Source organism: Streptomyces sp. P17, from assembly GCF_032436805.1.
Classification (GTDB): domain Bacteria; phylum Actinomycetota; class Actinomycetes; order Streptomycetales; family Streptomycetaceae; genus Streptomyces.
Genome location: NZ_JAVRBF010000028.1, coordinates 34,730 through 60,703 on the forward strand (window position 1 = coordinate 34,730; position 25,974 = coordinate 60,703).

Sequence of the window (25,974 nt, forward strand, 5' to 3'; positions counted from 1 at the left end):
CGTCTATTTAACACGCAAAACTCAATATGTAATGCAAGCTTGGGAAACACAAGGGGGTGCGCATGACTGGTCGGGTTCAGGTCAGCGCCGGCGATCTGCTCGAACTGGTCCGCACCGGCCGGGCCACGACGCGCGGCGCCCTGCAACAGGTCACCGGGCTCTCCCGGGCCACCGTGGGGCAGCGCCTGGACCGGCTGTTCCGCGCGGGCTGGCTGCGTGAGGGCGCCGGCGGCCCGGTCGACTCCCCGCTGGGCGGACGCCCCTCGATCACCCTGGAGTTCGACGACGCCCACGCCGTCGTCCTCGCCGCCGACCTCGACACCCGGCACGCCCGCGCCGCCGTCCTGTCGCTGACCGGCGAGATCCTCGCCGAACACGGCGGCACGCTCGTCGTCGAGGACGGCCCGGAGAAGGTCCTCGGCGAACTGGGCCGCTGGTTCGCCGAACTGCTGGTCAAGGCCGGACACGAGGCCGACGAGGTCTGCGGCATCGGGCTCGCCGTACCCGGCCCCGTCGACCGCGAGAGCGGCCGGGTCGTCCAGCCGCCGATCATGCCGGGCTGGGACGGCTACGACACAAGGGGCCGCCTCGCCCGGTCCTTCACCGAGCACACCGGAGCGCCCCGGGTGCCGGTCCTGGTGGACAACGACGCCAACCTCATGGCGTACGGCGAACAGCGCACCGGATACCCGGGCTGCTCGGCGTTCGTGCTGGTCAAGGTGTCGACCGGCATTGGCGCGGGCGTCGTCGTGGACGGCTCGCTCTTCCGGGGCGTCGACGGCGGCGCGGGGGACCTCGGACATATCCGGGTGGGCGCGGACGCCCTGTGCCGGTGCGGGTCCTACGGCTGTCTCGCCGCCGTCGCGAGCGGCGGTGCCGTGGCCCGGCGGCTGGCCGAGGCGGGGGTGCGGGCGGCCTCGGGATCGGATGTGCGGGAGCTGCTGGCGGCCGGGCATCCGGAGGCGGTCGGCCTTGCCCGGGAGGCCGGGCGGCAGGTCGGGGACGTCCTCGCGACCGTGGTGACACTCCTCAACCCGGGCGTGCTGATGATCGCGGGCGATCTGGCGGGGACGCCGTTCCTGACCGGCGTTCGAGAGCTGCTCTACCAGCGGGCGCTACCGCGCTCCACCGCTCATCTGGAGGTCGTCACCTCGCGGCTGGGGGAGCGGGCCGGTCTGGTGGGGGCGGGGGCGCTGGTCGTGGAGCATCTGTACGCCCCGGAGCGGGTCGAGGAGCGCCTGCTGGCGCTCGGTGTGTAAGCAGCGCGTTTCCGTCCCAAGACGCGTCCGCATGGTGAAATTCCGGCGCCTGTGGCAGCGTGATTCTCGCCACCCTTGATAAGGGTTGCGCTCAGATGAGCGAATCATGGGCTGCTGCACTTCTCCAAGGGGTGGCACTCGGTGCCACCCCTTGATCGTTCATCGATCGAAATCAGGCGTGCCGATGGCTGCTCGTTTGAGCGCTTTATCGGGTCTACGGGAGTGGATTCGTTCAAGAAGTGAACACATGGCGGCGTGCTTTCTTGCCAAGCTTTGACTTTCGATCCGGTGGCGGACGACTGGTTACAGGCGCATGACGCACAAGTGGACGTACCCAGGCGCCTTCGATCTGGGTATGTTCCTCGCCGTCAGGGCAGCCACCGAGTCCTTGAGGAGTTGGGACCCGTGTCGGAAAACAAAAAGTTCGTTTACGACTTCACCGAGGGCAACAAGGAGCTCAAGGACCTTCTGGGCGGTAAAGGTGCGAACCTCGCCGAGATGACCAATCTGGGCCTTCCAGTCCCGCCCGGCTTCACCATCACCACGGAGGCCTGCAAGGTCTACCTGGACAGTGGCGAGGAGCCGACGGCACTGCGTGACGAGGTGAGTGCGCACCTCGACGCCCTTGAGGCCAAGATGGGCAAGAAGCTCGGCCAGGCCGACAACCCCCTCCTTGTGTCGGTCCGCTCCGGTGCCAAGTTCTCCATGCCCGGCATGATGGACACGGTTCTGAACATCGGCCTCTCCGACAAGTCGGTGCAGGGCCTCGCCAAGCAGGCCGGCGACGACCGCTTCGCCTGGGACTCCTACCGGCGCCTCATCCAGATGTTCGGCAAGACCGTCCTCGGCGTCGACGGCGAGCTCTTCGAGGACGCGCTGGACGCGGCGAAGGCGGCCAAGAAGGTCACCGTCGACACCGAGCTGGAGGCGGCCGACCTCAAGAAGCTCGTCACCAAGTTCAAGAAGATCGTCAAGGCCGAGGCGGGCCGGGACTTCCCGCAGGACCCGCGCGAGCAGATGGACCTCGCCATCAAGGCGGTCTTCGACTCCTGGAACGGCGACCGCGCCAAGCTGTACCGCCGTCAGGAGCGGATCCCCGGGGACCTGGGTACGGCCGTCAACATCTGTTCGATGGTGTTCGGCAACCTCGGACCGGACTCCGGTACCGGTGTCGCCTTCACGCGCGACCCGGCCTCCGGCCACCAGGGCGTCTACGGCGACTACCTGCAGAACGCCCAGGGCGAGGACGTGGTGGCGGGTATCCGCAACACGGTCCCGCTGGCGGAGCTGGAGACGATCGACAAGAAGTCGTACGACCAGCTGATGCAGATCATGGAGACCCTGGAGAACCACTACAAGGATCTCTGCGACATCGAGTTCACCATCGAGCGCGGCCAGCTCTGGATGCTCCAGACGCGCGTCGGCAAGCGGACGGCGGGCGCTGCCTTCCGTATCGCCACGCAGCTGGTGGACCAGGGCCTCATCGACGAGACCGAGGCGCTGCAGCGCGTCAACGGCGCCCAGCTCGCGCAGCTGATGTTCCCGAAGTTCGACGAGGACGCGAAGACCGAGCAGGTCGGCCGGGGCATCGCGGCCTCGCCGGGTGCGGCGGTCGGCAAGGCGGTCTTCGACTCGTACACCGCGGTGAAGTGGTCGCGTTCGGGCGAGAAGGTCATCCTGGTCCGCCGGGAGACCAACCCCGACGACCTGGACGGCATGATCGCGGCCGAGGGCATCCTGACCTCGCGCGGCGGCAAGACCTCGCACGCGGCCGTGGTCGCCCGCGGCATGGGCAAGACCTGTGTCTGCGGCGCCGAGGAGCTGGAGGTCGACACCAAGCGGCGCCGGATGACGGTGCCGGGCGGGCATGTCGTCGAGGAAGGCGACCTGATCTCCATCGACGGCTCCAGCGGCAAGGTCTACCTGGGCGAGGTCCCGGTCGTGCCGTCGCCGGTCGTGGAGTACTTCGAGGGCCGGATGCACGCCGGTGCCGACGACGCCGACGAGCTGGTCGAGGCCGTGCACCGCATCATGGCGTTCGCGGACCGCAAGCGCCGGCTGCGGGTGCGGGCCAACGCCGACAACGCCGAGGACGCGCTGCGCGCCCGTCGCTTCGGCGCGCAGGGCATCGGTCTGTGCCGTACGGAGCACATGTTCCTCGGCGACCGGCGTGAGCTGGTGGAGCGGCTGATCCTGGCGGACACCGAGGCCGAGCGCGAGGACTCCCTGAAGGAGCTGCTGCCGCTCCAGAAGAAGGACTTCGTCGAGCTGTTCGAGGCGATGGACGGGCTGCCGGTGACGATCCGGCTGCTCGACCCGCCGCTGCACGAGTTCCTGCCCGACATCACCGAGCTGTCGGTCCGGGTCGCCCTCGCGGAGTCCCGTCAGGAGCCGCACGAGAACGAGCTGCGCCTGCTGCAGGCGGTGCACCGGCTGCACGAGCAGAACCCGATGCTGGGCCTGCGCGGCGTACGCCTGGGCCTGGTCATCCCCGGCCTGTTCACGATGCAGGTACGCGCCATCGCCGAGGCCGCGGCCGAGCGCAAGAACGCCAAGGGCGACCCGCGCGCCGAGATCATGATCCCGCTCGTGGGCACGGTCCAGGAGCTGGAGATCGTCCGTGAGGAGGCCGACCAGGTCGTCGCGGAGGTCGAGTCGGCCACGGGTACCTCGCTCAAGCTGGCCATCGGCACGATGATCGAGCTGCCGCGCGCCGCGCTGACCGCCGGTCAGATCGCGGAGGCGGCGGAGTTCTTCTCCTTCGGCACGAACGACCTCACCCAGACGGTGTGGGGCTTCAGCCGGGACGACGTGGAGGCCTCGTTCTTCACGGCCTACCTGGAGAAGGGCATCTTCGGCGTCAGCCCCTTCGAGACGATCGACAAGGACGGCGTGGGCTCCCTGGTGGCCGCCGCCGCGAAGGCCGGCCGCGAGACGCGTCCCGACCTGAAGCTCGGCGTCTGCGGTGAGCACGGCGGTGACCCGGAGTCGGTCCACTTCTTCCACGAGGTGGGTCTGGACTACGTCTCCTGCTCCCCGTTCCGCATCCCGGTCGCCCGCCTCGAAGCGGGCCGCGCGGCCACCCAGTCGGAGGGCAGCGACCACCGCTGACCTCCACAGACTCCGGAGCCGTCGTGGGTCCCCGACCCTCAGTACCGATCCACGGCGGCTCCGGAACGCGAGAGAGGGGCGGCACCCGTGCGGGGGTGCCGCCCCTTCGGGTTGTCTATTCCTGAGTCGTACGCCGCCGCCGTACGGCTATCAACAGGCCGCCCCCGGCGAGCAGTACGACCGCGCCGCCTCCGGCGAGGTACGGGGTGGTGCTGTTGCCGCCCGTGGCGGCGAGGTCGGTGTCGTCGGTGGTGTCGTCGGTGGCGTCGTCCGCCGTGTCCTCGGCCGGTTCGAAGTCCGCGGGTGGCTGGTCGCAGCCGATGCCGTCCTTGTCGCGGTCCAGGTGGCCGCCGTAGTGCTCGTCGCCCTCGGCGATGTTGGCGTAGCCGTTGTCGTACGCCTCGGTGCAGTTCGCGAACGGGTGGTCGCCCTCGTGGGCCTGGGCGGTGCCCGGTACGACGGCCAGGGAGAGTGCGGCTAAGGCCAGGGCGGTGGAGGTGCGGAACAGGTTCATGGAACCCCCCTCGGTTCGTGCGGAAGGGCGTTGACGGTATTGAGGGGCGCGTGGGGACGCGGCGGTTCGACGGACCCGTGATGCAAGCGTGACGTGACCGGACGGTAGCTCTCCGCTACCACCCGGCCCCGGAGGCTAGGCCCGGAACGGCCCCGTCACCTCGTAGGTGATGCCGCCCGACGAGCTGCCCGCCGTCCCGCGCCGGCTGGAGAAGTACAGGCGCCGGCCGTCGGGGGAGAAGGCCGGTCCGGTGATCTCCGAGCCGGACTGGCCGTCGATGCGGAGGAAGGGGGCGATGACGTCGTCCGGGGTGATGACGCAGATCTCCTCCTCCGGCGACCTGTTCGTGGCCGTCGACCGGGCCGGGGGTGGCCGCGTCCTCCTCAAGACGCGCCATCGCCAGCAGTCCCTCGACCATCCGGGCCAGCCGGTCGGTCTCGGTCACGGCGGCGGCGAGGCTGCCCCGGCCGCGCGCGGACACGCTCGGCTCCAGGTTCTCCAGCCGTAGCCGCAGCGCCGTCGGCGGGGTCTTGAGCTGGTGCGAGGCCTCGCCCGCGAACGCGTGCCGGGAGGCCAGGAGGTGCGCGAGGCGGGCCGCGGTGCGGTTGAACGCCTCGGCCGGCCGGCGCACTGCCCGACAGCCGGCGGGCGGACGCGCGCCGGGGCGTGGCCGGAAACCCTGTGCGACGGGAACGCCGAGGGCCCGGCCGGAGTGCTCCGGCCGGCCCTGTGCCGTAGTCAGGCCGCGCGGACCGCGTACGTCGCCACCCGCACCGACTCGTCGTCCAGGCACTGCCCGGAGGCGAGGTCGAAGCGCTGCTTCAGCAGCGGGGAGGCCACGAACGGGCGGCCCTGGTGGCTGCCGGTCAGACCGCGGGAGAGGACGGCGGCCCCGCTGAAGGGGTCACGGTTGTCGATGGCGTAGAGCGTGCCGGAGCGGTCGCGGAAGAGGGCCACCTGGCTGCCGTCCGGCAGCAGGGCCGCCACTCCGCGGCCGGGGAGCAGCCGGCTCAGGTCGCAGACCGTGAACCACTCGCCCTCTTGGGAGTCCAGCTGGAGCTGGACCTTGAGGTCCGTCGTCTCGGGTGCCAGGGTCATCGCTGGGCGCTTCCTTCCAGGGGGCGGCGGCCGATGGACAGCAGCGGCAGGTCGGGCTTGATCTGGTCGCGCTCCGGGACGAAGCCGACGACCGGGTCGGGGGTGTCCGGGGCGTTCACGAAGGACACGAACCGGGCCAGCTTCTCGGGGTCGTTGATGGTCTCGGCCCACTCGTCGCGGTAGTGGTCGACATGGGCCGCCATCAGGGACTCCAGCTCCTCGCAGATGCCGAGTGAGTCCTCCACCACCACGTCCCGCACATGGTCGAGGCCGCCCGGGATCCGCTCCAGCCAGGTCGCGGTGCGCTCCAGGCGGTCGGCGGTGCGGATGTAGAACATCAGGAACCGGTCGATCAGGCTGATCAGTTCGGCGTCGGAGAGGTCCTGGGCGAGCAGGTCCGCGTGGCGCGGGGTGGCGCCGCCGTTGCCGCCGACGTAGAGGTTCCAGCCGTTGGCGGTGGCGATCACGCCGAAGTCCTTGGACTGGGCCTCGGCGCACTCGCGCTGGCAGCCGGAGACCGCCGACTTGAGCTTGTGGGGCGACCTGAGCCCTCGGTAGCGCAGCTCCAGGTCGATCGCCATCTTGACGGAGTCCTGGACGCCGTAGCGGCACCAGGTCTGGCCGACGCAGGACTTCACCGTGCGCAGCGACTTGCCGTAGGCGTGGCCGGACTCGAAGCCCGCGTCCACCAACCGCGTCCAGATCAGCGGGAGTTGCTCGACCCGCGCGCCGAACATGTCGATGCGCTGGCCGCCGGTGATCTTTGTGTACAGCCCGAAGTCGCGGGCGATCTCGCCGATCACGATCAGCTTCTCCGGGGTGATCTCACCGCCGGGGATGCGAGGGACGACCGAGTACGAGCCGTTCTTCTGGAGGTTGGCGAGGAAGTGGTCGTTGGTGTCCTGGAGCGCCGCCTGCTCGCCGTCGAGGACATAGCCCTCGGCGCCGATGGTCGGGGCGAGGGAGGCGATGATCGAGGCCACCGCGGGCTTGCAGATCTCGCAGCCGTCGCCGCCCCGGGCGCCGTCGCGGCCGTAACGGTCCAGCAGGTCCTGGTACTTGTTGATGCGCAGGGCGAGGACGATCTCGTAGAGCTCCTCACGCGTCTGCGAGAAGCAGCCGCACAGGCCCTTGTCGACCTCGACGCCGGACGCCTCCAGCTCGGCCGTGACAAGTTGGCCGAGCACCTTGACGCAACTGCCGCAGCCGGTACCGGCCTTGGTGCACTTCTTCACCTCGGGCACGGTCGTGCACTGGTGGTCGGTGACCGCGCCGCGGATGGTGCCCTTGGAGACGTTGTGGCAGGAGCAGATGATCGCGTCGTCGGGGAGGGCGGAGGGGCCGAGCTGAGCCGGGGCGCCCGCGCCGGCCGGCAGCACCAGCGACTCGGGGGAGACCGGCGGGACCGAGCCGGTGAAGGCGCGCAGGGTGCCGTACGCCTCCGCGTCGCCGACCAGGATGCCGCCGAGGAGGGTGCCGTCACGGCCGATGACCAGCTTCTTGTACAGGCCCGCGCGGGAGTCGGAGTAGACGACGTCCAGGCAGTCCTCGGTGGCGCCGTGCGCGTCGCCGAAGGAGGCGACGTCCACGCCGAGCAGCTTCAGCTTGGTGGACAGGTCGGCGCCGGTGAACGCGGCTTCGTCGGCGGCGATCGTGGCGGCGGCCGTCTCGGCCTGCTCGTAGCCGGGCGCGACCAGGCCGTACACCCGGCCGTCGGCGGCCAGCGCGCACTCGCCGATCGCGAACACGTGCGGGTCGTTCACCGTGCGGCACTGCTCGTCGACCGCGATGCCACCGCGCTCGCCGACCGCCAGACCGCAGTCGCGGGCCAGCTGGTCGCGGGGACGGACACCGGCGCTGAACACGACCAGGTCGGTGGCGAGTTCGGAGCCGTCGGAGAGCTTCATACCGGTGACGGCGCCCTCTTCGTCGACGACGATCTCCTGGGTGCCGACGCCCGTGTGGACGCTCAGGCCCATGTCCTCGATGGTCCGCAGCAGCGCCGCGCCGCCGCCCTCGTCGACCTGCACCGGCATCAGCCGGGGCGCGAACTCGACGATGTGGGAGGTCAGTCCGAGGCCCTTGAGCGCACCGGCCGCCTCAAGTCCGAGCAGACCGCCGCCGACCACGGCACCGGTCGCACGGGTCTTGGCGTACTCCTCGATGGCGAGCAGGTCCTCGATGGTGCGGTAGACGAAGCAGCCCTTGGCGTCCTTGTTGGGCACCGGCGGCACGAACGGGAAGGAGCCGGTGGCCAGGACGAGGATGTCGTAGTCGAAGACCTGGCCCGACCTGGCCGTGACCTTCCTCGCCTCGCGGTCGACGGTGACCGCGGGGTCGCCGACGTACAGCTCGATCGAGTGCTTCTCGATGAACTCCATGTCCGTCATGGACAGTTCCTCGGGCGTCTTGCCCGAGAAGTACGAGGTGAGCGCGACGCGGTCGTACGCGGGACGCGGCTCCTCGCACAGCACGACCACGCGGTGGGCGGCGGTCATGCCGCGCTCGGCGAGGGCTTCGAGGAAGCGCTGGCCGACCATGCCGTGGCCGACGAGCACGATCGTGGGGGTGGCCCCCGGGGTGGCGGTCATCAGGAGCCTCCGTCGTTGGTGAGCAGGTGGAGCAGGGGGGCGCCGTCCGTGGGGAGCGGCTCTGCTCCCTCCCAGGCGCGGGCGAGCGCGCCGACGGTGCCGAGTTCACCGACGAGCACCCCGCCGACCACGCGGTCGTCGCGGACGACGACCTTGCGGTAGGTGCCTCGGGTGGCGTCGGTGAGCTGGACGACGTCGTCGCCCGGGAGCGCCTCGGTCTCGCCGAACGCGGCGAGGTCGAAGGCGGTGTTGCCGTGCAGCGTCAGCCGGGTCAGGGCCCGGGTGCCGGTGTAGCGGGCGGTGGTGTCCCCGGCGAGCAGCTCGGCGAGCGCGTCGGCCTGTTCGAGCGCAGGGGTGGCGAGGCCGTAGAGCGTGCCGTCGTGCTGGGCGCAGTCGCCGATGGCCCGGATGTGCGGGTCGGAGGTGCGCAGTTCGTCGTCGACGAGGATGCCCTTGTGGACGGCGAGCCCGGCCTCCTTGGCGAGACCGGCGCGCGGGTGGACCCCGCAGGCCAGCACCACGAGGTCGGCGTCGAGGGCGTAGCCGTCGGCCATCTCCACCGAGCGGACCGCGCCGCCGACGCAGCGCACGTCGCGCACCCGGCACTCGGTGTGCACCTCGACGCCGAGGTCCTTCAGATGCCGCAGCACCAGCTTGGAGGCGCCCGGGTCGAGCTGGCGCTCCATGAGCCGCTCGGACTGCTGGGCGAGCATCACCTGGGCGCCGCGCACGGCGAGCGCACGGGCCGCGGAGACGCCGAGCAGGCCGCCGCCGATGACGACCGCGCGCACCCCCGGCCGTACCGCCTTGGACAGGCCCAGGCAGTCGTCCATGGTCCGGAACGCGTGCACGCCCTCGGGCAGCACATGGTCCGCGGTGAACAGGCCACGCAGCGGCGGCAGCACCGGGTTGGATCCGGTGGCCAGGACCAGCGTGTCGTATGAGATCTCGGAGCCGTCCGCGCACTCGACGGTGCGTCCCTCCCGGTCGATGCCGGTGACCCGGGTCCGCAGCAGTCCGGCCGGGGTGGGCAGCGCGATCACCTCGGGGGCGTACCGCCCGGCCAGCACCTCGGCGAGCAGGACCCGGTTGTAGGGCCGGTGCTCCTCCTCGCCGATCAGCAGCGCGGGCGTGCCGAGCTCACCGAGCCGCCGGGCGAGCCGTACGCCCGCGAGGCCGGCGCCGATCACCACCACACGCGTATTCGAGGTCATGCCATTGAGCGTGCGGTGCGGGTGTTACCCGGCAGCATCACGTCTGTTTCCCACGAGGAACGCTGCCCTCAGCGGGGCCGGGGGAGGGGTGTGAGGGTTCCCCGAGCCCGGTGGGGGTGGGCTGTGAGGACGGGGCGCGGCCCGCGCGGAACCTCAGAAACCCCTCAGGTACATGGACGTGGCATGTATCCCGTCCCCAAGGTCCCGATCATGCCCGACATATCGCTGACCATGATCGTCGTCCTCTGCCTCGCGGCCCTCGCGGCCGGCTGGATCGACGCCGTGGTCGGCGGCGGCGGGCTCCTGCTGCTCCCGGCGCTCCTGCTGGGCCTCCCGTCGAACACCCCCGCCGCCTGCGCTCTCGGCACCAACAAGGCGGTCGCGATCGTCGGCACGTCGGGCGCGGCGGTGACGTATGCCCGCAAGGCCCCGGTCGACGTCCGCACGGCTGTCCGCATCGGGCTCGCGGCACTCGCCGGATCGGCCGGCGGGGCGTTTCTCGCGGCCGGGATGAGCACCGAGGTCCTCAAGCCGGTGATCATGGTGGTGCTGCTCGCGGTCGCCGCCTTCGTGATCCTGCGCCCCGCCTTCGGCACCGCCCCGGCGCCAGGACCGGCGACCCGCCGCCAGATCCTCACCGCGATCGGCCTCGCGGGCATCGGCATCGGCTTCTACGACAGGCAGGCGATCACGAGGCGGTTGGCGGCCACGGCTTGCGCGGCGCCGGCGGCGATCGTGGCTCCCTCGGCGGCGAGGGCCCCGGCGCGGGCGGAGGTGCGGTTCCAGACGGTCACCGGATGTCCGGCGGTGAGCCAGGCACGGGCCAGGGCGGTGCCCATGGCGCCGGTGCCGAGCAGGGTGAGGGGGGTGCGCGGGGCCGGGGAAGAGGCGTTGTCAGTCGTGGGGTTTAGCCTCGTAGAGGGTGAACGGCCTGCTCAAGTACGTACTTTGGAGTGGGCGCCTACCTCCGGGAAAGCATCGAGGCAGGGGGAGCGACATGGCGACGGGGCGACGGCCGGGCTCGTACGTCTGCGGGGTCGACGCGGCGACGGATGTGATCGGCGGCAAGTGGAAGGTGCTGATCCTGTGGGCGCTCGCGGTGCGGCCGCACCGGTTCGGGGAGCTGCGCCGCGAGCTGCCCGGGGTGACGGAGAAGGTGCTCGCCGGGCATCTGCGGGAGCTGGAGGCGGGCGGGATCGTGCACCGCGAGGAGTACGACGAGGTGCCGCCGCGCGTGGCGTACTCGCTGACTTTGAAGGGCGTGAGTCTCAACACCGCCCTGGAGCCGCTGGGCGCATGGGGGAAGCGGAGCGTCCTGGGGGCGTCAGCGGCTGCCGGTGAGGTGCGCGAAGACGACGACGTTGCCCTGATAGCCCGTGGCGCGTGAGTAGCCGCCACCGCAGGTGATCACCCGCAGCTCGGGGCGGCGGGCCGCTCCGTAGACCTTCTCGTCGGGGAAGTCCCGGGCGTCGTAGACCTCGACGGAGTCGACCGTGAAGACGGCCGTGGAGCCGTCGCGCCGGTCCACCTCGACCGTGCTGCCCTTCTTCAGGGCGCCGAGACGGTAGAAGACGGCGGGGCCCTCGGCGTTGTCGACATGGCCCGCGACGATCGCGGTGCCCTGCCCACCGGGTGTCGTCCCGGCCTCGTACCAGCCGGCGAGGTTCTCGCGCTCGGGGGGCGGGACGTCGAGGCTGCCGGACGGGGTGAGACCGAGGCCCATCAAGGGGGCGTTCACCCGGATCGACGGGATGCGCACGCGGTCGGGCGGTGACGGCGGCAGCGCGGGCGCGGCGGCCGGCTGCCGGTCGGCGGGGTCGGCGTGCGCCTGGGCGGCGGACGGCTGCGGCGGGGCGTCCCCTTCGGCGCCACTGCCCAGCAGCCAGGCCCCGCAGCACAGGGCGACCACGGTGACCGCCGCTATCGCGGTGTTGCCGTACCTGCGCGCGGCATTGCTGGAACTGCGCATCCGAGCCTCCTGGACGGACCGTGTTCCCCCTCGGAGCTGTTGAGGGGCGTCGGGCCTGCGACGGACCCTGGTCCCCCTCCGGGCCGCGAGGGGCGTCGGACCCGGAGGGGGAGGGGACATGCGGTACCGGCGGGACGGACAGCGGAGGGTGTCCGTCAGATCCCGTCGCCTCTCGCCCGGCGATGCAGGAGCCAGGTACCGCCCGCGGCGGCGACGGCGAGAGCCGCCACGCCGGCCGCGGTCTGCACGGGGTCGGGGCCGAGTGCGCCGCCGACCCCCGTCTTCACACTTCCTCGCGGGTGCACCTGCTGCCGCTGCGAGGTCAGCGTCACCACCAGGTCGCCGGTCACCTTCCGCCCGCCCTCGGTGCAGGTCGCGGTGATCTCGTACGTCCCCGGCTGCGCGCTCGGCGGCACCCGGAACTCGCCGATCGCGTCCTGCTCAGGGGTGCTCGGCGCCAGCGTGAACGCGCCGGCGCCCACCGCGCTGGAGTCGCCCGTCGCCGGACCGCCGTCCGCGCAGGCCGTCGTGGTCACCGTGACCTGCTCGCCCGGCACGACCGAGGAGGGGAACAGCTCCAGGCTCCCGGCGGCCGCGGCGTGCGCCGGTGCGGCGACCGGCCCGGCGGCCGCGACAGCGAGCGCGCTCCCGATCAGCAGACGGGCGGTACGGCGCATCGATGCTCCCTGGGGATCGGCGGTGGGTCACTGCCCTTCCGAGGTAAGGGGCAGCGGGCCGGGAGCGCTTCCTGAGGGAGCGTCAGAATTGGGGTGAATGGGTGTCAGGTGGGCCGGTCGCGCGGTGTGTTTCGGCAGGTCAATGCCGTAGCCCAAAGGTGTCGGGGAAGTGCGTGCGCGGCGCGTGTGAACGGGTGACCCGATGCGGCGCTTGACCTCAACAATGGTTGAGGTATCACGCTGTGGGCATGACTTCCGCCACGGAACCCCTGAATGTCGCCGTCGTGATCGGCAGCAACCGCCACGGCCGCTTCGGCCCCGTCGTCGCCGACTGGATCCTCGACCACCTCCGCCGCCACGAGGACCTGACACCCGAGGTCGTGGACGTGGCCGGGATCCCCCTGCCCACGTCCTTCGCCCGCACCCCCGAGGCGGTCGAGGCCCTCACCGGCGTCACCCCGAAGCTGGCCCGCGCCGACGCCTTCGTCGTCCTCACCCCCGAGTACAACCACTCCTACCCGGCGGGCCTGAAGAACCTCATCGACTGGCACTACGGCGAGTGGCGCGCCAAGCCCGTCGCCCTCGTCTCCTACGGCGGCCTCGCGGGCGGCCTGCGCGCCACGGAACACCTCCGCCAGGTCTTCGCCGAACTCCACGCCGTGACCGTCCGCGACACCGTCTCCTTCCACAACGCCGGCGCCTCCTTCGACGACTCCGGCCGGCTCAAGGACCCGACGGGCCCGGACGCTGCGGCCAAGACGATGCTCGACCAGCTGGTGTGGTGGGGGACCGCCCTGCGCGAAGCGAAGGAGCGGCGGCCGTACGCGGGCTGAGCGGTTAGGTTCAGCGCAGGCCGAGCAGCATCACGTCATGGAGGTCCGCGCCTTCCCCAGGCCGGGCCTCGCCGGCCTTCCGGTACCCCAGGCGTCCCACCACCGGGCGTCGGGGCCGAGCGCATGTGCAGGGCGGCGACGAAGCGTCCCAACTCCACGGCCACGTCGGCGAGTTCGACCAGCCCATTGGAGCCGTCCAGCCACCGATACACCCCCCGCGGCCGCGCGAACCCCGCGCCGGGCTCACCCACTGCCAACGGCACCGGCACCGGCAGCGGCAGATGCGGGGCCGGTCGAGGCAGCCAGCGGTGCTCCCGGATGATCTGCCCCTGCCCTCCGGGCAGCCGGGGCAGCCGTGCGACCAGGTCGTCGCCGAGGCGGTACATGGCGTTGTCGGTACCGGCGGAGCGGACCGGCCGGACCGGACGCCCGGCCCACTGCGGGAACTGCTCCGCGATCAGCCGGCGGACCGGCTCCGCGTCGATGTCGAGTTCGTCGGGGCGCATCTTCGGCCCAGGGCTCCAGAAGGTGGGGCCGGGGCGGCAGGGGAGCCTAACCGCGCCCCTGCCGCCCCGGCCACCGCATTTCCCGTGCGCTCAGCCCACGTTGACCGCGCTCCAGGCCGCCGCGACCGCCGCGTACTCCGTGCTGCCCGCGCCGTAAAGGTCCTTCGCGGCGCTCAGGGTCGCCGTACGCGCGCCCGCGTAGTTCGTCGACGACGTCATGTAGACCGTCAGCGCCCGGTACCAGATCGCGCCCAGCTTGGCCCGGCCGATGCCGGTCACCGAAGAGCCGTTGCAGGTGGGCGAGTTGTGGGCGACCCCGTTGATCGTCTTCGCGCCGCTGCCCTCCGCGAGGAGGTACGCGAAGTGGTTGCCGACGCCGGAGGAGTAGTGGACTTCGAGGTTGGCCGTGGTGGAGCTCCAGCAGTCGACCGACTTGCCGTCCTTGGAGGGCTTGTCCATGTAGCGCAGCGCGTCCTGCCCGAACCCGTCCCGGACGATCTTCTCGCCGATCCGATAGTCCCCGGTGTCCGAGGAGTTGGCCGCGTTGAACTCCACCAGCGTGCCGAAGATGTCCGAGGTGGCCTCGTTCAGGCCGCCGGACTCGCCGGAGTAGGTCAGCGCGGCCGTCTTGGACGTCACCCCGTGCGACATCTCGTGTCCCGCCACGTCCAGCGACACCAGCGGACCGAGGTTCGTCCCGTCACCGTCGCCGTAGGTCATGCAGAAGCAACTGTCGTCCCAGAAGGCGTTGTTGTACCGCGTCCCGTAGTGCACCCGGTTGTACGAGCCCTTGCCGTCGCCCGCGATGCCGTTGCGGCCGTGGACGTTCTTGAAGTAGTCCCAGGTCATGTCCGTGCCGTACTGCGCGTCCACCGCCGCGGAAGCGCGGTCGGTGCTCGCGCCCGTGCCCCACTGGTTGTCGGCGTCGGTGAACACCGTCGACGGCGCCCGGCTGATGCAGATGGTGCCGAGCAGACACAGGTCGGTCTTGTTGGCCGCGTCGCCGGTGTACGTGCCCCCGCGCGAGGCGTCCTTGAGCTGGTACGTCGATCCCGACAGCGTCGTGTCGAGCGGCACCGTCCCGCTGTACAGCGACTTCCCGTCGCCGCCCACCGTCTCCAGGGTGTCCCAGGCGTCGATCTGCGCGCCGGTGCGGGCGTCGGTCAGCACGGTCCGTCCGACCGGGTTGCCGAGGGAGTCCTTGGCGAGCACATCCGTCTGCCAGGCCAGCTTGGGCGCGCCGTGCAGGGCGTCCACGACCAGCCGCGGCTTGGCGGTGAGCTGCCGGAGCGCCTCACCGAGATTGGCGGCGCGCAGGGCGTTGACGGCGAGGTCGGCGGCGCGGGTGGCGGGCAGGGCGGGGGTGACCCCGGTGGCCGGGGCGACGGAACCCTTCACGGCCCGGGAGGCGCTGCGGTAGGTACCGTCCTTGGCGAGGTGGACGACGAAGTCGCCACCCAGCACCGGCAGTTGACGATACGTCCGGTCGTACCGGACATGCTGCGTGCCGTCCGCGTCGACGATCACATCCCGGACCTTCGTGTCCTCCGCGGAGGTCAGGCCCAGGCGGGGGAGGGCGTTGGCCGCGTTCTCGACGGCGTCGGCCCGCGTCGGCCCGGCCGTGGCGCCGGCTGACGGGGTGAGTGTCGCGGCGAGCAGGGCGGCCGCGGTGACGGCCACACCGGCGGTGGCGAGACGGGAACCTCGGGCGTGCGGCCGTATCCGGCTCATGGATCTCCTCGGGAACGCGCCTGGCGACCGGCGCAGGGGGGACGGGAGCGATCTTGTCCTGCGATTTAAGGGGCCATGACAGGTCGGTGGCCAGGCCCGTCCCGTGGAGATGTGTGAGGAGACAGAATCGTTTCTGTGAGCCCTGTGACTTTGCCGTTCTTCGTGTACGGCACCTTGCGCCCCGGAGAGCCCAACCACGAGGTCTTCCTCCGCGGCCGCACACTCAAGGAGGAACCGGCGACCCTGGTAGGCGCCCTGCTCTACGACGGTCCCGGATATCCGTACGTCGTGGAGGAGCCCGGCGCACAGGTCCGCGGCGAGCTGATCACGGCCCGCCCGGAGGAGTACGCGGAGCTTCTGAGAACCCTGGACAGGCTGGAGGACTACGCCCCGGGAGACCCACGCAACCTCTACGAACGCGTCGAGCGAGAGGTGCTCACCGGCTCACGTCCGGTACGCGCCTGGGTGTACGTCGCCGCCCCCGCGGTCGCCGCCCGCCTGAGGACGCGCGGCAATCTCATCGAGAGCGGCGACTGGGCCCTGCGCCTATGAGTTCACCGCCTCCACCCGCACCGCGCACACCTTGAACTCCGGCATGCGGGAGGTCGGGTCGAGGGCCGGGTTGGTGAGGGTGTTGGCGCGGCCCTCGCCCGGCCAGTGGAAGGGCATGAAGACCGTGTCGGGGCGGATGGCGTGGGTGATGCGGGCCGGGGCCACCGCACGTCCGCGGCGGGAGACGACCGCCACGGGGTCGCCCTCGGCCGCGCCGAGCCGCGCCGCGAGGCGCGGGTGCAGTTCCACGAAGGGCCCGGGCGCGGCGGCGTTGAGCTCGTCGACCCGGCGGGTCTGGGCGCCCGACTGGTACTGGGACACCACCCGTCCCGTCGTCAGCAGCACCGGGTACTCGTCGTCCGGCTCCTCGGCCGCGGCCCGGTGCGCGACCGGTACGAAGCGCGCCCGGCCGTCCTCCGTGGCGAACCGGTCGTGGAAGAGGCGGGGCGTGCCGGGGTGGGCCGGCTCCGGGGCGTCTCCGTCCGTCGGGCACGGCCAGAACACGCCGTTCTCCTCGACGAGCCTGCGGTAGGTGATGCCGGAGTAGTCGGCGGGGCCGCCCGCGCTGGCCCGGCGCAGCTCCTCGAAGACCTCCTCGGGGTCGGTCGGGAAGCCCTTCTCCACACCGAGGCGGTCGGCCAGCTCGTGCATGACCTCCAGGTCGCTGCGGATGCCGTCGGGGGGCGTGATCGCCTGCCGGCGCAGCAGCACCCGGCCCTCCAGGCTGGTCGTCGTCCCCGTCTCCTCCGCCCACTGCGTCACCGGCAGGACGACATCCGCCAGCGCCGCCGTCTCCGACAGCACGACGTCACAGACGGCAAGGAAGTCAAGGGACTTGATGCGCTCTTCGATGTGTGCGGCGCGCGGCGCCGAGACCACCGGGTTGGAGCCCATCAGCAGCAGCGCGCGAATGTCCGTACCCAGCGCGTCCAGCAGCTCGTACGCGCTGCGTCCCGGGCCCGGCAGCGAGTCGGGGTCCACGCCCCACACCTCGGCGACGTGCCGCCGCGCCTCCGGGTCCGTCAGCTTGCGGTAGCCGGGCAACTGGTCGGCCTTCTGGCCGTGCTCGCGTCCGCCCTGGCCGTTGCCCTGGCCGGTGAGACAGCCGTAGCCGGACAGCGGGCGGCCCGCGCGGCCGGTCGCCAGGCAGAGGTTGATCCAGGCGCCCACCGTGTCGGTGCCCTTGGACTGCTGTTCCGGGCCGCGGGCGGTGAGCACCATCGCGGACTCCGGCGCGCAGAACATCCGTACCGCCTCGCGGAGTTCGGGCACGGACACGCCCGTGATCCGCTCGACGTACTCGGGCCAGTGGGCGAGCGCCTCCGCGCGGGCCTCCTCCCAGCCGGTCGTCCGCTCGCGGATGTACTCCTCGTCCGTGCGCCCCTCGGCGACGACCAGGTGCAGCATCCCGAGCGCGAGGGCCAGGTCGGTTCCCGGGCGGGGCGCGAGGTGCAGGTCGGCCTGTTCGGCGGTCTTGGTGCGGCGCGGGTCGACGACGATCAGGGTGCCGCCGTTCTCGCGCAGCTCGTTGAAGAAGCGCAGCGACGGCGGCATGGTCTCCGCGAGGTTGGACCCGACGAGGATCACACAGCCGGTCCTGGGGATGTCCTCCAGCGGGAACGGCAGCCCGCGGTCGAGCCCGAAGGCCTTCATGCCGGCGGCCGCCGCCGAGGACATGCAGAAGCGGCCGTTGTAGTCGATCTGCGAGGTGCCGAGCACCACCCGCGCGAACTTGCCGAGCGTGTACGCCTTCTCGTTGGTCAGACCGCCACCGCCGAAGACCCCGCACGCGTCCGGGCCATGTTCCGTCCGCGTGCGGCTCAGCCCCTCGGCGATCCGGTCCAGCGCCTCCTCCCAGGAGGCGGGCACCAGCGTGCCCTCGGAGCGCACCAACGGGGAGGTCAGCCGCACCCGGGAGGAGAGCACTGCCGGCGCCGTACGGCCCTTGCCGCACAGCGCGCCCCGGTTCACCGGGAAGTCCGCCCGCTCACTCAGCTCGACCGTCCCGTCCGGGGCGGCCGTCAGATTCATCCCGCACTGCAGGGCGCAGTACGGACAGTGCGTGGGCGTGGCGGTGTTCTGCATGCCCTCCAGCGTGCTTCGGCCGTGTTACGTGCCGTGACGGCGGATTGTTACGCCGCCGGGACGGCGACCTCCCCGCGGCGGCCCGACCGGCGTGAGGGCGCACCGGCCCGCCCTTGAGTTGCCGCCGGGAGGGGCGGAAGTTGCCACGGATGTGAAAGACGTCACATGTGACGCATTTCGTTCCTTACCTGGCCGATCACGCCTAGTTGAGAGTTGAAAAACCGAAGCTGCAGTCGTGCCACGTGCAGCCAGGCGCCGCTGCACGGCTTCCGCACGGCGTACGCCTCCCCACTCGAAACAGCCAGGAGGTTCTCTCCGTCATGCCCCTGCGCCATCTCACCGCTCGCGACCGGCACCTCTTCCGGCGGTACGGTCACGGCCCCACCGTCCGCGTCCCGGTTACGGCTGTTGTCGCCGGTGACGAGCACGACCTTCACCTTCCCGGCGCGGTACAGCTCGGCCGCCGCGTCCAGGCGATGGGCGAGATACGGCGACGGCTCCCCCTGCCACAGGCCCGCGCCGAAGACGACGGCCACGTCGGTGCGGGGCGCGTCGGCGACGGTGCGCAGCCGGTCGCCCGTGGAGACGTACATCCAGGTCATCGGCAGCAGCGCCAGCACGCACGCCGCCATCAGCGCCTGCACCAGCCGCCGTCGGCCGGTACGGGTGCGCGGCAGACGTGGCCGGCGGACCTCATGCAGCAAAGGACGTCGAACGTCCTGCCCAGGTTGCGTGACCAAGCTCACTCCGACCGCCGAAACCGCAGGTCCCGCCGCCTCACACGCCCCGGGTGCCGGACGGTGAACCTGCGGAAAAGACCCGTGACCCCCGTGCAACGGCGCGGCAACCTCCGGCCACCACCATCGGTTCATGACGGCGTCGAAATCACTTCACGACGAGTCCACGTCCCTCGACAGTACGGCGCACCTCATGAACCGGATCAGCAGCCAGCTCGCCAGCCAGCTCAGCCTCGTCTCGCTCGACGGCCGGCGCCGCCCCACCCCGCCCGCGCTGGTGGTGGTGGCCCACGGCAGCCGTGACCCGCGAGCCCTGAGCACCGTCCACACCCTCCTGGACCGAGTCCGCGAACTCCGCCCCGGCCTCCCCGTACGTCTGGGCCACATAGAACTGAACGAGCCCCTGCTCCCCGACACGCTCGCCGCCCTGGACACGGACGCGGCCATCCTGGTCCCCCTCCTTCTCAGCCGCGGCTACCACGTGAAGCGGGACATCCCCGAGATGGCGGCGGAGTCCGGCGTACGCACGAGCGTGGCGAAGGCGCTCGGCCCCCATCCCCTTGTGGTGGAGGCCCTGTACGACCGCCTGATGGAGGCGGGCTGGCAGAACACGCCCGGAACGGCAGTGGTCCTGGCCGCGGCGGGCTCCCGGGACCCGGAGTCGAAGGTGGACACCAACCACACGGCGGCCCTCCTCTCGGAACGCCTCGGCGCCCCGGTCCTCCCGGCCTACGCCACCACGGCCGGCCCCACGGTCCCGGCCGCCATCCAGACCCTGACGGCTCAGGGCCATCACCGCATAGCGGTCGCCTCCTACTTCACGGCCCCGGGCCGCTTCGCGACGGAATGCGCGGCCCGGGCCCCCTGGATCGCCTCGGCCCCGCTGGGCCCCCACCCGGCGATGGCGAGACTCCTCCTGCACCGCTACGACCAGAGCTCGGCGACCGAGGCCACGAGCACCCATCTCAGGGGCGCGACCAGCCACCGACAACCCGTACTCGCCACGTAAGAGTCCTGGGCGGACGCGATGGCGCTTACTGTCGACACATGGCGGACGAGAACCACATCCCACCCCCCGGCTACGACCCGACGTCAGTCGAGCGCTGGTCCAAGGAGCCGGACAAGCGCCCCGGCCGCACCGCCTTCCAACGGGACCGAGCCCGGGTCCTCCACTCATCGGCCCTGAGAAGACTCGCCGGCAAAACCCAAGTGGTGACCCCCGGCACCTACAGCCAGGCCTGGGACGCCAGCCCCCGCACCCGCCTGACGCACTCCCTCGAATGCGCCCAGGTAGGCCGAGAGCTGGGCGCGGCCCTGGGGTGCGACCCCGACCTCGTGGAAGCCGCCTGTCTCTCCCACGACCTCGGCCACCCCCCGTTCGGCCACAACGGCGAACAGGCCCTGAACGAGTTCGCCGAGGACTGCGGAGGCTTCGAGGGCAACGCCCAGTCCCTCAGGCTCCTCACCCGCATCGAGCCCAAACGGTTCACCCCGGAGGGCTCGGTCGGCCTCAACCTCACCCGCGCCACCCTCGACGCCGCCACCAAGTACCCCTGGCCCCGCGGCGCCCACCCCACCGACCCGAAGTCCCCGAAGTTCGGCGCCTACGAGGACGACCGGCCGGTGTTCGACTGGGTCCGCGAGGGCGCCCCCGGCACCCGCGCCACCTTCGAGGCTCAGGTGATGGACTGGTCCGACGACGTGGCGTACTCCGTGCACGACGTCGAGGACGGCCTGCACGCGGGCCATGTCGACCCCAACTGCCTGCACGCCGAACCGGAACGCCAGGCCGTCTTCGCGGTCGCCATCGGACGGTACGTCCCCGAGGACACCGACCCGGCCGAACTCGCCGCAGCCCTCGACCGACTCCAGGAAGAGCCCTGGTGGCCGCACGGCTACGACGGCACCGCCGTCGCCCAGGCCCGGCTGAAGGACGCCACCAGCCAGCTCATCGGCCGCTTCTGCCTCGCCGCGGAGGCCGCCACCCGCGCCGCGTACGGCACCGGGCGGCTCACGAGATACGGCGCCGAACTCGTCGTACCGCACGAGACACGGCTGGAGTGCGCGGTGCTGAAGGCCGTCGCCGACCGGTACGTCATGCAGCGGGCCGAGCAGGAGCGGCTGCGGGCCGATCAGCGGATCGTGGTGGCCGAACTGGCCGAGGCACTGACCGCGCGGGCACCCGAGGGGCTCGACCCTCAGTTCCGGGCGCTGTTCGACCGGGCCCCCGACGACCGGGCGCGCAAGCGGGTGATCGTGGACCAGATCGCGTCCCTCACCGATGCCTCGGCCCGTTCGCTTCACGTGCGTCTGACGGGGCATCCGTGAGAGTGACGGTCATGAGTGAAGTGAAACGCGCCCGAATGTGACCCTCCGTGGCCTGATCGGGCCACCCCCTCTTCCCCCATCACGCTCCGTGCGGGACGCTCCCATGTGGCGGCACCCTTACGAGGAGGCATCAAGTGGTCGACGCGGATCAGACATTCGTCATCGTCGGAGGAGGACTCGCCGGCGCGAAGGCGGCCGAGACGCTGCGGGCGGAGGGCTTCACGGGCCGCGTGATACTGATCAGCGACGAGCGCGACCACCCCTACGAGCGGCCGCCGCTGTCCAAGGGCTATCTGCTCGGCAAGGAGGAACGCGACAGCGTCTTCGTGCACGAGCCCGCCTGGTACGCGCAGAACGACATCGAGCTGCATCTCGGCCAGACCGTCGACGCGATCGACCGGACGGCGAAGACGGTCCGCTTCGGCGAGGACGGCACGGTCGTCCACTACGACAAGCTGCTGCTCACGACCGGCGCCGAGCCCCGTCGCCTCGACATCCCGGGCACCGACCTGGCCGGCGTCCACCATCTGCGCCGGCTCGCGCACGCCGAGCGGCTCAAGGGCGTGCTGGCCGCACTCGGCCGGGACAACGGCCACATCGTGATCGCCGGGGCCGGCTGGATCGGCCTGGAGGTCGCGGCGGCGGCCCGGGAGTACGGCGCCGAGGTCACCGTCGTCGAGCCGGAGCCGACCCCGCTGCACGGCGTCCTCGGCCCGGAGCTCGGCCAGCTCTTCGCCGAGCTGCACCGCGAGCACGGGGTGCGCTTCCACTTCGGGGCGCGGCTCACCGAGATCACCGGGCAGGACGGCGTGGTGCTGTCCGCGCGCACGGACGACGGCGAGGAGCACCCGGCGCACGACGTGCTGGCCGCGATCGGGGCGGCGCCGCGTACCGGGCTCGCGGAGGCGGCCGGGCTCGATCTGGCCGACCGCGCCCACGGCGGCGGCGTCGTGGTCGACGAACGGCTGCGCACCTCCGACCCCGACATCTACGCCGCCGGTGACGTCGCCTCCTTCCCGCACGCCCTCTTCGGCACCAGCCTGCGCGTCGAACACTGGGCCAACGCCCTCAACGGCGGCCCGGTGGCAGCACGCGCGATGCTCGGCCGGGACGTCGTCTACGACCGCGTGCCCTATTTCTTCTCCGACCAGTACGACTTGGGGATGGAGTACTCCGGCTGGGCGCCCCCCGGCTCCTACGACGAAGTGGTGATCCGAGGGGACGCGGGGAAGCGGGAGTTCATCGCCTTCTGGCTGAAGGAGGGCAGGGTGCTGGCCGGGATGAATGTGAATGTGTGGGACGTCACAGACCCCATCCAGCGGCTGATCCGCTCCAGGGCACAGGTGAACGAGGAGGCACTGGCGGACCCGCACGTAGCGCTGGAAAGCCTCATCCCGTAGGCGTCAGGACTGTCGGTCCACCACCGTAGAATCGCTGCGTGGCAGGACGGATCAACGACGAGGACGTGAAGGCGGTACGGGACGCGGTCCCGATCGACGCCGTGGTGTCCGAGTACCTCCAGCTGCGCAACGCGGGCGGCGGGAACCTCAAGGGGCTGTGCCCCTTCCATGACGAGAAGTCGCCGTCCTTCCAGGTCAGCCCGAGCAAGGGGCTCTTCCACTGCTTCGGCTGCCAGGAGGGCGGCGACACCATCACGTTCGTGATGAAGGTCGACCACCTCTCCTTCTCCGAGGCGGTCGAGCGGCTCGCCGGCCAGGCCGGCATCACCCTGCGCTACGAGGAGGGCGGGTACAACCCCGCTCACCAGCGCGGCGAGCGGATCCGCCTGGTCGAGGCCCACAAGATCGCCGCCGAGTGGTACTCCGAGCAGCTCGCCATCAGCCCCGAGGCCGAGACCGGCCGCCTCTTCCTCGCCGAGCGCGGCTTCGACCAGGCCGCCGCCGTCCACTTCGGCGTCGGCTACAGCCCGCAGGGGTGGGACCACCTCACCCGCTATCTGCGCGGCAAGGGCTTCACCGACAAGGAACTGCTCCTCTCCGGCCTCGCCCAGGAGGGCCGCCGCGGCCCCATCGACCGCTTCCGGGGCCGCCTGATGTGGCCGATCCGCGACATCGGCGGCGAGGTCGTCGGCTTCGGCGCCCGCAAGCTGTACGAGGCGGACAACGGCCCGAAGTACCTCAACACGCCTGACACGGCGATCTACCGAAAGAGCCAGGTCCTCTACGGCATCGACCTGGCGAAGAAGGACATCGCGAAGTCCTCCCGCGCCGTCGTCGTCGAGGGCTACACCGACGTCATGGCCTGCCATCTCGCCGGGGTCACCACCGCCATCGCCACCTGCGGCACCGCCTTCGGCGGCGACCACATCAAGATCCTTCGCCGGCTGCTGATGGACAACGGCTCGGCCCGCGTGATCTTCACCTTCGACGGCGACGCGGCAGGCCAGAAGGCGGCCCTGCGCGCGTTCGAGGACGACCAGAAGTTCGCCGCCGAGACCTACATCGCCATCGCGCCGGACGGCATGGACCCCTGCGAGCTGCGCCTCGCCAAGGGCGACGAGGCCGTCGCCGACCTGGTCGAACCCCGCACCCCGCTCTTCGAGTTCGCGCTCCGCCAGATCGTCGTCCGCTACGACCTGGACACCCCGGCGGGCCGCGCCGCCGCCCTGGACGAGGCCGCGCCGATCGTCGCCCGCATCAAGAACAGCGGCGCCCAGCACGAGGTCGCCGTCCAGCTCGCCGGCATGCTCGGCATCCTCGACACCCAGTTCGTGGTCAAGCGAGTGGCCCAGCTGGCCCGTTGGGCCCGCGACCGCGGCGGCAAGGGCCCGGCCCCGGCGCGCGGCCCCCAGCAGCCGTACGACGCCGCCCCGCGGCCCATGGCCGGGGGCCCGGCGCTCAACCTCCGCAACCCCGTCTACGCCACCGAGCGCGAGCTGCTCAAGCTCGCCCTCCAGCGCCCGGAGCTGGTCTCCCCGGCCTTCGACGCCTACGGCATGGACGAGTTCACGGCCGCCCCCTACGCCGCCGTACGCCAGGCGGTCATGGAGGCGGGCGGCGCCGAGTACGGCGTACAGGATCCGCAGGACTATCTGGTCCGGGTGCGGGACGCGGCACCCGACGACTCGGTCCGCGCGATGGTCACCGAGCTCGCCGTCGAGGCGATCATGCGCCGCACCGTCGACGAGAACTACGCGGGCGAACAGCTCGTCACGGTCCGCCGTCGAGCCGTCGAGCGTCGCATTCGTGACATCCAGTCCCAGATGACCCGGCTCTCCGCGGGCGGGGACCCGGCCCAACTCGCCGCGGTGCAGAACGAACTGTGGGTGCTCCAGCAGTACGACCAGGCCCTGCGGGAGCACGGAGCCGCAGCTCTCTAGGCCTTCCGGGCCCGGCGCGATAACCACCCGGTCACGGACCGGACGCAAAAAGTCACCGCACGCCCCTCGTGGCGGCGATGTGTCGTACTCCACACTGGGTTCCGGTGCCTGAGTCCTCGGAGCGCGGCCGATCCGTCCCCCACGGGTCCCACACCCCCGCGGTTCCGCTCATCGCGTACGGGACGGACAGCGGCAAGGCCGCCGACTCCGCCCTCGAAGCCGCGCTGCCGCACTTTCCAGCAGCGATCATCCTGGAGGTCGCCCCCGTGCAGACCCAGACCCTGACCCAGACCGACGGCAGGACTGCCGGCGGCACAGACACAGAACCGGACGCAGAGTCCGACGTTCTCGTCGCGGTGCCCCCACAGAACCGTGCCGTCCACCACCCCGAGACCGAGCCGGAGAGCCCGGCCGTACTCGAAGAACCGCCCGCCGAGCCGGTGGAGACCGAGGCGCCCGAGCCGGTGGAGCCGGTGCGCGCCGCCCGCGCCGACACCAGCGGTCCTTCCTCGGACCTGTTCCGCCAGTATCTGCGGGAGATCGGCCGCATCCCCCTGCTCACGGCAGCGGAGGAGGTCGAACTCGCCCGCCGCGTCGAGGCCGGCCTGTTCGCCGAGGAGAAGCTCAGCAGCACCCCCGACCTGGACAGCCAGTTGGCGCTGGACCTGGACCGCCTGGTGGTGATGGGCCGGATGGCCAAACGCCGCCTGATCGAGGCGAACCTGCGGCTGGTGGTCTCCGTGGCCAAGCGGTACGTGGGCCGCGGACTGACCATGCTGGACCTGGTCCAGGAGGGAAACCTGGGTCTGATCCGCGCCGTCGAGAAGTTCGACTACGCCCGCGGCTACAAGTTCTCCACGTACGCCACCTGGTGGATCCGCCAGGCCATGTCCCGGGCCCTGGCCGACCAGGCCCGTACGATCCGCGTCCCGGTCCATGTCGTGGAGCTGATCAACCGGGTCGTCCGGGTCCAGCGGCGCATGCTCCAGGAACGCGGCTACGAGCCCACCCCGGAGGAGGTGGCCGCCCATCTGGACCTCGCCCCGGAGCGAGTGAGCGAGGTGCTGCGCCTGGCCCAGGAACCGGTCTCCCTGCACGCCCCGGTGGGCGAGGAGGACGATGTGGCGCTGGGCGACCTGATAGAGGACGGCGACGCGGCGAGCCCGGTGGAATCGGCGGCGTTCCTGCTGCTCAGGGAGCATCTGGAGGCGGTTCTGTCGACCCTGGGCGAACGCGAACGCAAGGTCGTCCAGCTCCGCTACGGCCTGGCCGACGGCCGCCCCCGCACGCTGGAGGAGATAGGCCGCATCTTCGGCGTGACGCGGGAACGCATCCGCCAGATCGAGTCGAAGACCCTGAACAAGCTCCGCGACCACGCCTTCGCGGACCAGCTGAGGGGCTACCTGGACTGAGGAAGGGGGGCCGCCCG

Annotated in this window: 20 protein-coding genes and 4 pseudogenes; 11 read left to right on the forward strand and 13 right to left on the reverse strand. The window is 71.4% G+C overall.

Annotated features, from left to right (window positions below):
* Positions 1 to 62 precede the first annotated feature (62 nt).
* Together RMT89_RS19505 and ppdK are read left to right on the forward strand one after the other, a co-directional pair.
* Positions 63 to 1,259 (forward strand): ROK family protein, encoded by a 1,197-nt coding sequence (locus RMT89_RS19505; RefSeq protein WP_315885016.1) that lies wholly within the window; start codon positions 63 to 65, stop codon positions 1,257 to 1,259.
* Between the two features lie 405 nt (positions 1,260 to 1,664).
* Positions 1,665 to 4,370 carry a pyruvate, phosphate dikinase gene (ppdK, locus tag RMT89_RS19510; protein ID WP_315885017.1) on the forward strand — a complete coding sequence of 902 codons (2,706 nt, stop codon included), beginning with the start codon at positions 1,665 to 1,667 and terminating at the stop codon, positions 4,368 to 4,370.
* A 115-nt stretch (positions 4,371 to 4,485) separates the two neighbouring features.
* Here ppdK and RMT89_RS19515 read toward each other — a convergent pair whose 3' ends face one another.
* From RMT89_RS19515 to RMT89_RS19540, 6 genes and pseudogenes are all read right to left on the reverse strand, one after another.
* On the reverse strand, positions 4,486 to 4,884 hold the full coding sequence (locus RMT89_RS19515) for an excalibur calcium-binding domain-containing protein (RefSeq protein ID WP_315885018.1): 399 nt from the start codon (positions 4,882 to 4,884) through the stop codon (positions 4,486 to 4,488).
* Positions 4,885 to 5,019: 135 nt separating this feature from the next.
* Positions 5,020 to 5,211, reverse strand: a pseudogene (locus tag RMT89_RS19520) (translocation protein TolB); the annotation flags it as partial.
* A 25-nt stretch (positions 5,212 to 5,236) separates the two neighbouring features.
* Positions 5,237 to 5,629 (reverse strand): annotated as a pseudogene (locus RMT89_RS19525) (sensor histidine kinase); the annotation flags it as partial.
* Positions 5,623 to 5,982, reverse strand: a complete 360-nt coding sequence (gene nirD, locus RMT89_RS19530) for a nitrite reductase small subunit NirD (protein WP_315885019.1) — start codon at positions 5,980 to 5,982, stop codon at positions 5,623 to 5,625. The pseudogene RMT89_RS19525 and the gene nirD, both read right to left, overlap by 7 nt.
* On the reverse strand, positions 5,979 to 8,573 hold the full coding sequence (gene nirB / locus RMT89_RS19535; protein ID WP_315885020.1) for a nitrite reductase large subunit NirB: 2,595 nt from the start codon (positions 8,571 to 8,573) through the stop codon (positions 5,979 to 5,981). Before nirB ends, nirD begins: the two co-directional genes overlap by 4 nt.
* Entirely contained in the window at positions 8,573 to 9,787 is a 1,215-nt protein-coding gene (locus RMT89_RS19540; protein WP_315885021.1) for an FAD-dependent oxidoreductase, read from the reverse strand. The genes nirB and RMT89_RS19540 overlap by 1 nt, the downstream gene beginning before the upstream one ends.
* Before the next feature lie 210 nt (positions 9,788 to 9,997).
* Here RMT89_RS19540 and RMT89_RS19545 point away from each other — a divergent pair.
* Positions 9,998 to 10,465 (forward strand): annotated as a pseudogene (locus RMT89_RS19545) (TSUP family transporter); the annotation flags it as partial.
* Here RMT89_RS19545 and RMT89_RS19550 read toward each other — a convergent pair.
* A pseudogene (locus tag RMT89_RS19550) lies at positions 10,465 to 10,626 on the reverse strand (NAD(P)-binding domain-containing protein); the annotation flags it as partial. The pseudogenes RMT89_RS19545 and RMT89_RS19550 overlap by 1 nt on opposite strands.
* Before the next feature lie 158 nt (positions 10,627 to 10,784).
* On the opposite strand from RMT89_RS19550, the gene RMT89_RS19555 reads away from it, so the two are divergent.
* Positions 10,785 to 11,174, forward strand: a complete 390-nt coding sequence (locus RMT89_RS19555; RefSeq protein ID WP_315885022.1) for a helix-turn-helix domain-containing protein — start codon at positions 10,785 to 10,787, stop codon at positions 11,172 to 11,174.
* Here RMT89_RS19555 and RMT89_RS19560 read toward each other — a convergent pair.
* Entirely contained in the window at positions 11,112 to 11,756 is a 645-nt protein-coding gene (locus RMT89_RS19560) for a class F sortase (protein WP_315885023.1), read from the reverse strand. The genes RMT89_RS19555 and RMT89_RS19560 overlap by 63 nt on opposite strands.
* Positions 11,757 to 11,911: 155 nt before the next feature.
* The gene (locus RMT89_RS19565; protein ID WP_315885024.1) at positions 11,912 to 12,433 is read right to left on the reverse strand and encodes a hypothetical protein; all 522 of its coding nucleotides are present in this window, start codon (positions 12,431 to 12,433) and stop codon (positions 11,912 to 11,914) included.
* A 248-nt stretch (positions 12,434 to 12,681) separates the two neighbouring features.
* Between RMT89_RS19565 and RMT89_RS19570 the strand changes: the two genes are divergently transcribed.
* Positions 12,682 to 13,266, forward strand: coding sequence for an NAD(P)H-dependent oxidoreductase (locus RMT89_RS19570; RefSeq protein ID WP_315885025.1), 585 nt, complete (start codon positions 12,682 to 12,684; stop codon positions 13,264 to 13,266).
* A gap of 35 nt (positions 13,267 to 13,301) precedes the next feature.
* Here RMT89_RS19570 and RMT89_RS19575 read toward each other — a convergent pair whose 3' ends face one another.
* The gene (locus tag RMT89_RS19575) at positions 13,302 to 13,772 is read right to left on the reverse strand and encodes a phosphotransferase (protein WP_315885026.1); all 471 of its coding nucleotides are present in this window, start codon (positions 13,770 to 13,772) and stop codon (positions 13,302 to 13,304) included.
* 90 nt (positions 13,773 to 13,862) lie between these two features.
* On the reverse strand, positions 13,863 to 15,503 hold the full coding sequence (locus tag RMT89_RS19580; protein ID WP_315885027.1) for a M4 family metallopeptidase: 1,641 nt from the start codon (positions 15,501 to 15,503) through the stop codon (positions 13,863 to 13,865).
* 144 nt (positions 15,504 to 15,647) lie between these two features.
* On the opposite strand from RMT89_RS19580, the gene RMT89_RS19585 reads away from it, so the two are divergent.
* Positions 15,648 to 16,055: a gamma-glutamylcyclotransferase family protein gene (locus tag RMT89_RS19585; RefSeq protein ID WP_315885074.1), complete on the forward strand. Its 408-nt coding sequence runs from the start codon at positions 15,648 to 15,650 to the stop codon at positions 16,053 to 16,055.
* Here the strand turns inward: RMT89_RS19585 and RMT89_RS19590 are convergent.
* Entirely contained in the window at positions 16,050 to 18,140 is a 2,091-nt protein-coding gene (locus RMT89_RS19590) for a molybdopterin oxidoreductase family protein (RefSeq protein WP_315885028.1), read from the reverse strand. The genes RMT89_RS19585 and RMT89_RS19590 overlap by 6 nt on opposite strands.
* A gap of 161 nt (positions 18,141 to 18,301) precedes the next feature.
* Complete coding sequence (locus RMT89_RS19595; protein ID WP_315885075.1) at positions 18,302 to 18,772, reverse strand: YdcF family protein; 471 nt, start codon at positions 18,770 to 18,772, stop codon at positions 18,302 to 18,304.
* 238 nt (positions 18,773 to 19,010) lie between these two features.
* On the opposite strand from RMT89_RS19595, the gene RMT89_RS19600 reads away from it, so the two are divergent.
* From RMT89_RS19600 to RMT89_RS19620, 5 genes are all read left to right on the forward strand, one after another.
* On the forward strand, positions 19,011 to 19,886 hold the full coding sequence (locus tag RMT89_RS19600) for a sirohydrochlorin chelatase (protein ID WP_315885029.1): 876 nt from the start codon (positions 19,011 to 19,013) through the stop codon (positions 19,884 to 19,886).
* Between the two features lie 38 nt (positions 19,887 to 19,924).
* On the forward strand, positions 19,925 to 21,205 hold the full coding sequence (locus RMT89_RS19605) for a deoxyguanosinetriphosphate triphosphohydrolase (RefSeq protein ID WP_315885030.1): 1,281 nt from the start codon (positions 19,925 to 19,927) through the stop codon (positions 21,203 to 21,205).
* 134 nt (positions 21,206 to 21,339) lie between these two features.
* A complete protein-coding gene (locus tag RMT89_RS19610) occupies positions 21,340 to 22,605 on the forward strand; it encodes an FAD-dependent oxidoreductase (RefSeq protein ID WP_315885031.1) in 1,266 nt (421 codons plus the stop codon).
* A 38-nt stretch (positions 22,606 to 22,643) separates the two neighbouring features.
* Positions 22,644 to 24,545, forward strand: coding sequence for a DNA primase (dnaG, locus tag RMT89_RS19615; RefSeq protein ID WP_315885032.1), 1,902 nt, complete (start codon positions 22,644 to 22,646; stop codon positions 24,543 to 24,545).
* A gap of 104 nt (positions 24,546 to 24,649) precedes the next feature.
* Complete coding sequence (locus RMT89_RS19620) at positions 24,650 to 25,957, forward strand: RNA polymerase sigma factor (RefSeq protein ID WP_315885033.1); 1,308 nt, start codon at positions 24,650 to 24,652, stop codon at positions 25,955 to 25,957.
* Positions 25,958 to 25,974: the final 17 nt, after the last annotated feature.

Bases quoted from the DNA above. Each gene is read 5' to 3' on its own strand.
- RMT89_RS19505 (WP_315885016.1), top strand. From the start codon at position 63: ATGACTGGTCGGGTTCAGGTCAGCGCCGGCGATCTGCTCGAACTGGTC.
- RMT89_RS19515 (WP_315885018.1), bottom strand. From the start codon at position 4,884: ATGAACCTGTTCCGCACCTCCACCGCCCTGGCCTTAGCCGCACTCTCC.
- nirD (WP_315885019.1), bottom strand. From the start codon at position 5,982: ATGACCCTGGCACCCGAGACGACGGACCTCAAGGTCCAGCTCCAGCTG.
- nirB (WP_315885020.1), bottom strand. From the start codon at position 8,573: ATGACCGCCACCCCGGGGGCCACCCCCACGATCGTGCTCGTCGGCCAC.
- RMT89_RS19540 (WP_315885021.1), bottom strand. From the start codon at position 9,787: ATGACCTCGAATACGCGTGTGGTGGTGATCGGCGCCGGCCTCGCGGGC.
- RMT89_RS19555 (WP_315885022.1), top strand. From the start codon at position 10,785: ATGGCGACGGGGCGACGGCCGGGCTCGTACGTCTGCGGGGTCGACGCG.
- RMT89_RS19560 (WP_315885023.1), bottom strand. From the start codon at position 11,756: ATGCGCAGTTCCAGCAATGCCGCGCGCAGGTACGGCAACACCGCGATA.
- RMT89_RS19565 (WP_315885024.1), bottom strand. From the start codon at position 12,433: ATGCGCCGTACCGCCCGTCTGCTGATCGGGAGCGCGCTCGCTGTCGCG.
- RMT89_RS19570 (WP_315885025.1), top strand. From the start codon at position 12,682: ATGACTTCCGCCACGGAACCCCTGAATGTCGCCGTCGTGATCGGCAGC.
- RMT89_RS19575 (WP_315885026.1), bottom strand. From the start codon at position 13,772: ATGCGCCCCGACGAACTCGACATCGACGCGGAGCCGGTCCGCCGGCTG.
- RMT89_RS19580 (WP_315885027.1), bottom strand. From the start codon at position 15,503: ATGAGCCGGATACGGCCGCACGCCCGAGGTTCCCGTCTCGCCACCGCC.
- RMT89_RS19590 (WP_315885028.1), bottom strand. From the start codon at position 18,140: ATGCAGAACACCGCCACGCCCACGCACTGTCCGTACTGCGCCCTGCAG.
- RMT89_RS19595 (WP_315885075.1), bottom strand. From the start codon at position 18,772: ATGGCGGCGTGCGTGCTGGCGCTGCTGCCGATGACCTGGATGTACGTC.
- RMT89_RS19600 (WP_315885029.1), top strand. From the start codon at position 19,011: ATGACGGCGTCGAAATCACTTCACGACGAGTCCACGTCCCTCGACAGT.
- RMT89_RS19605 (WP_315885030.1), top strand. From the start codon at position 19,925: ATGGCGGACGAGAACCACATCCCACCCCCCGGCTACGACCCGACGTCA.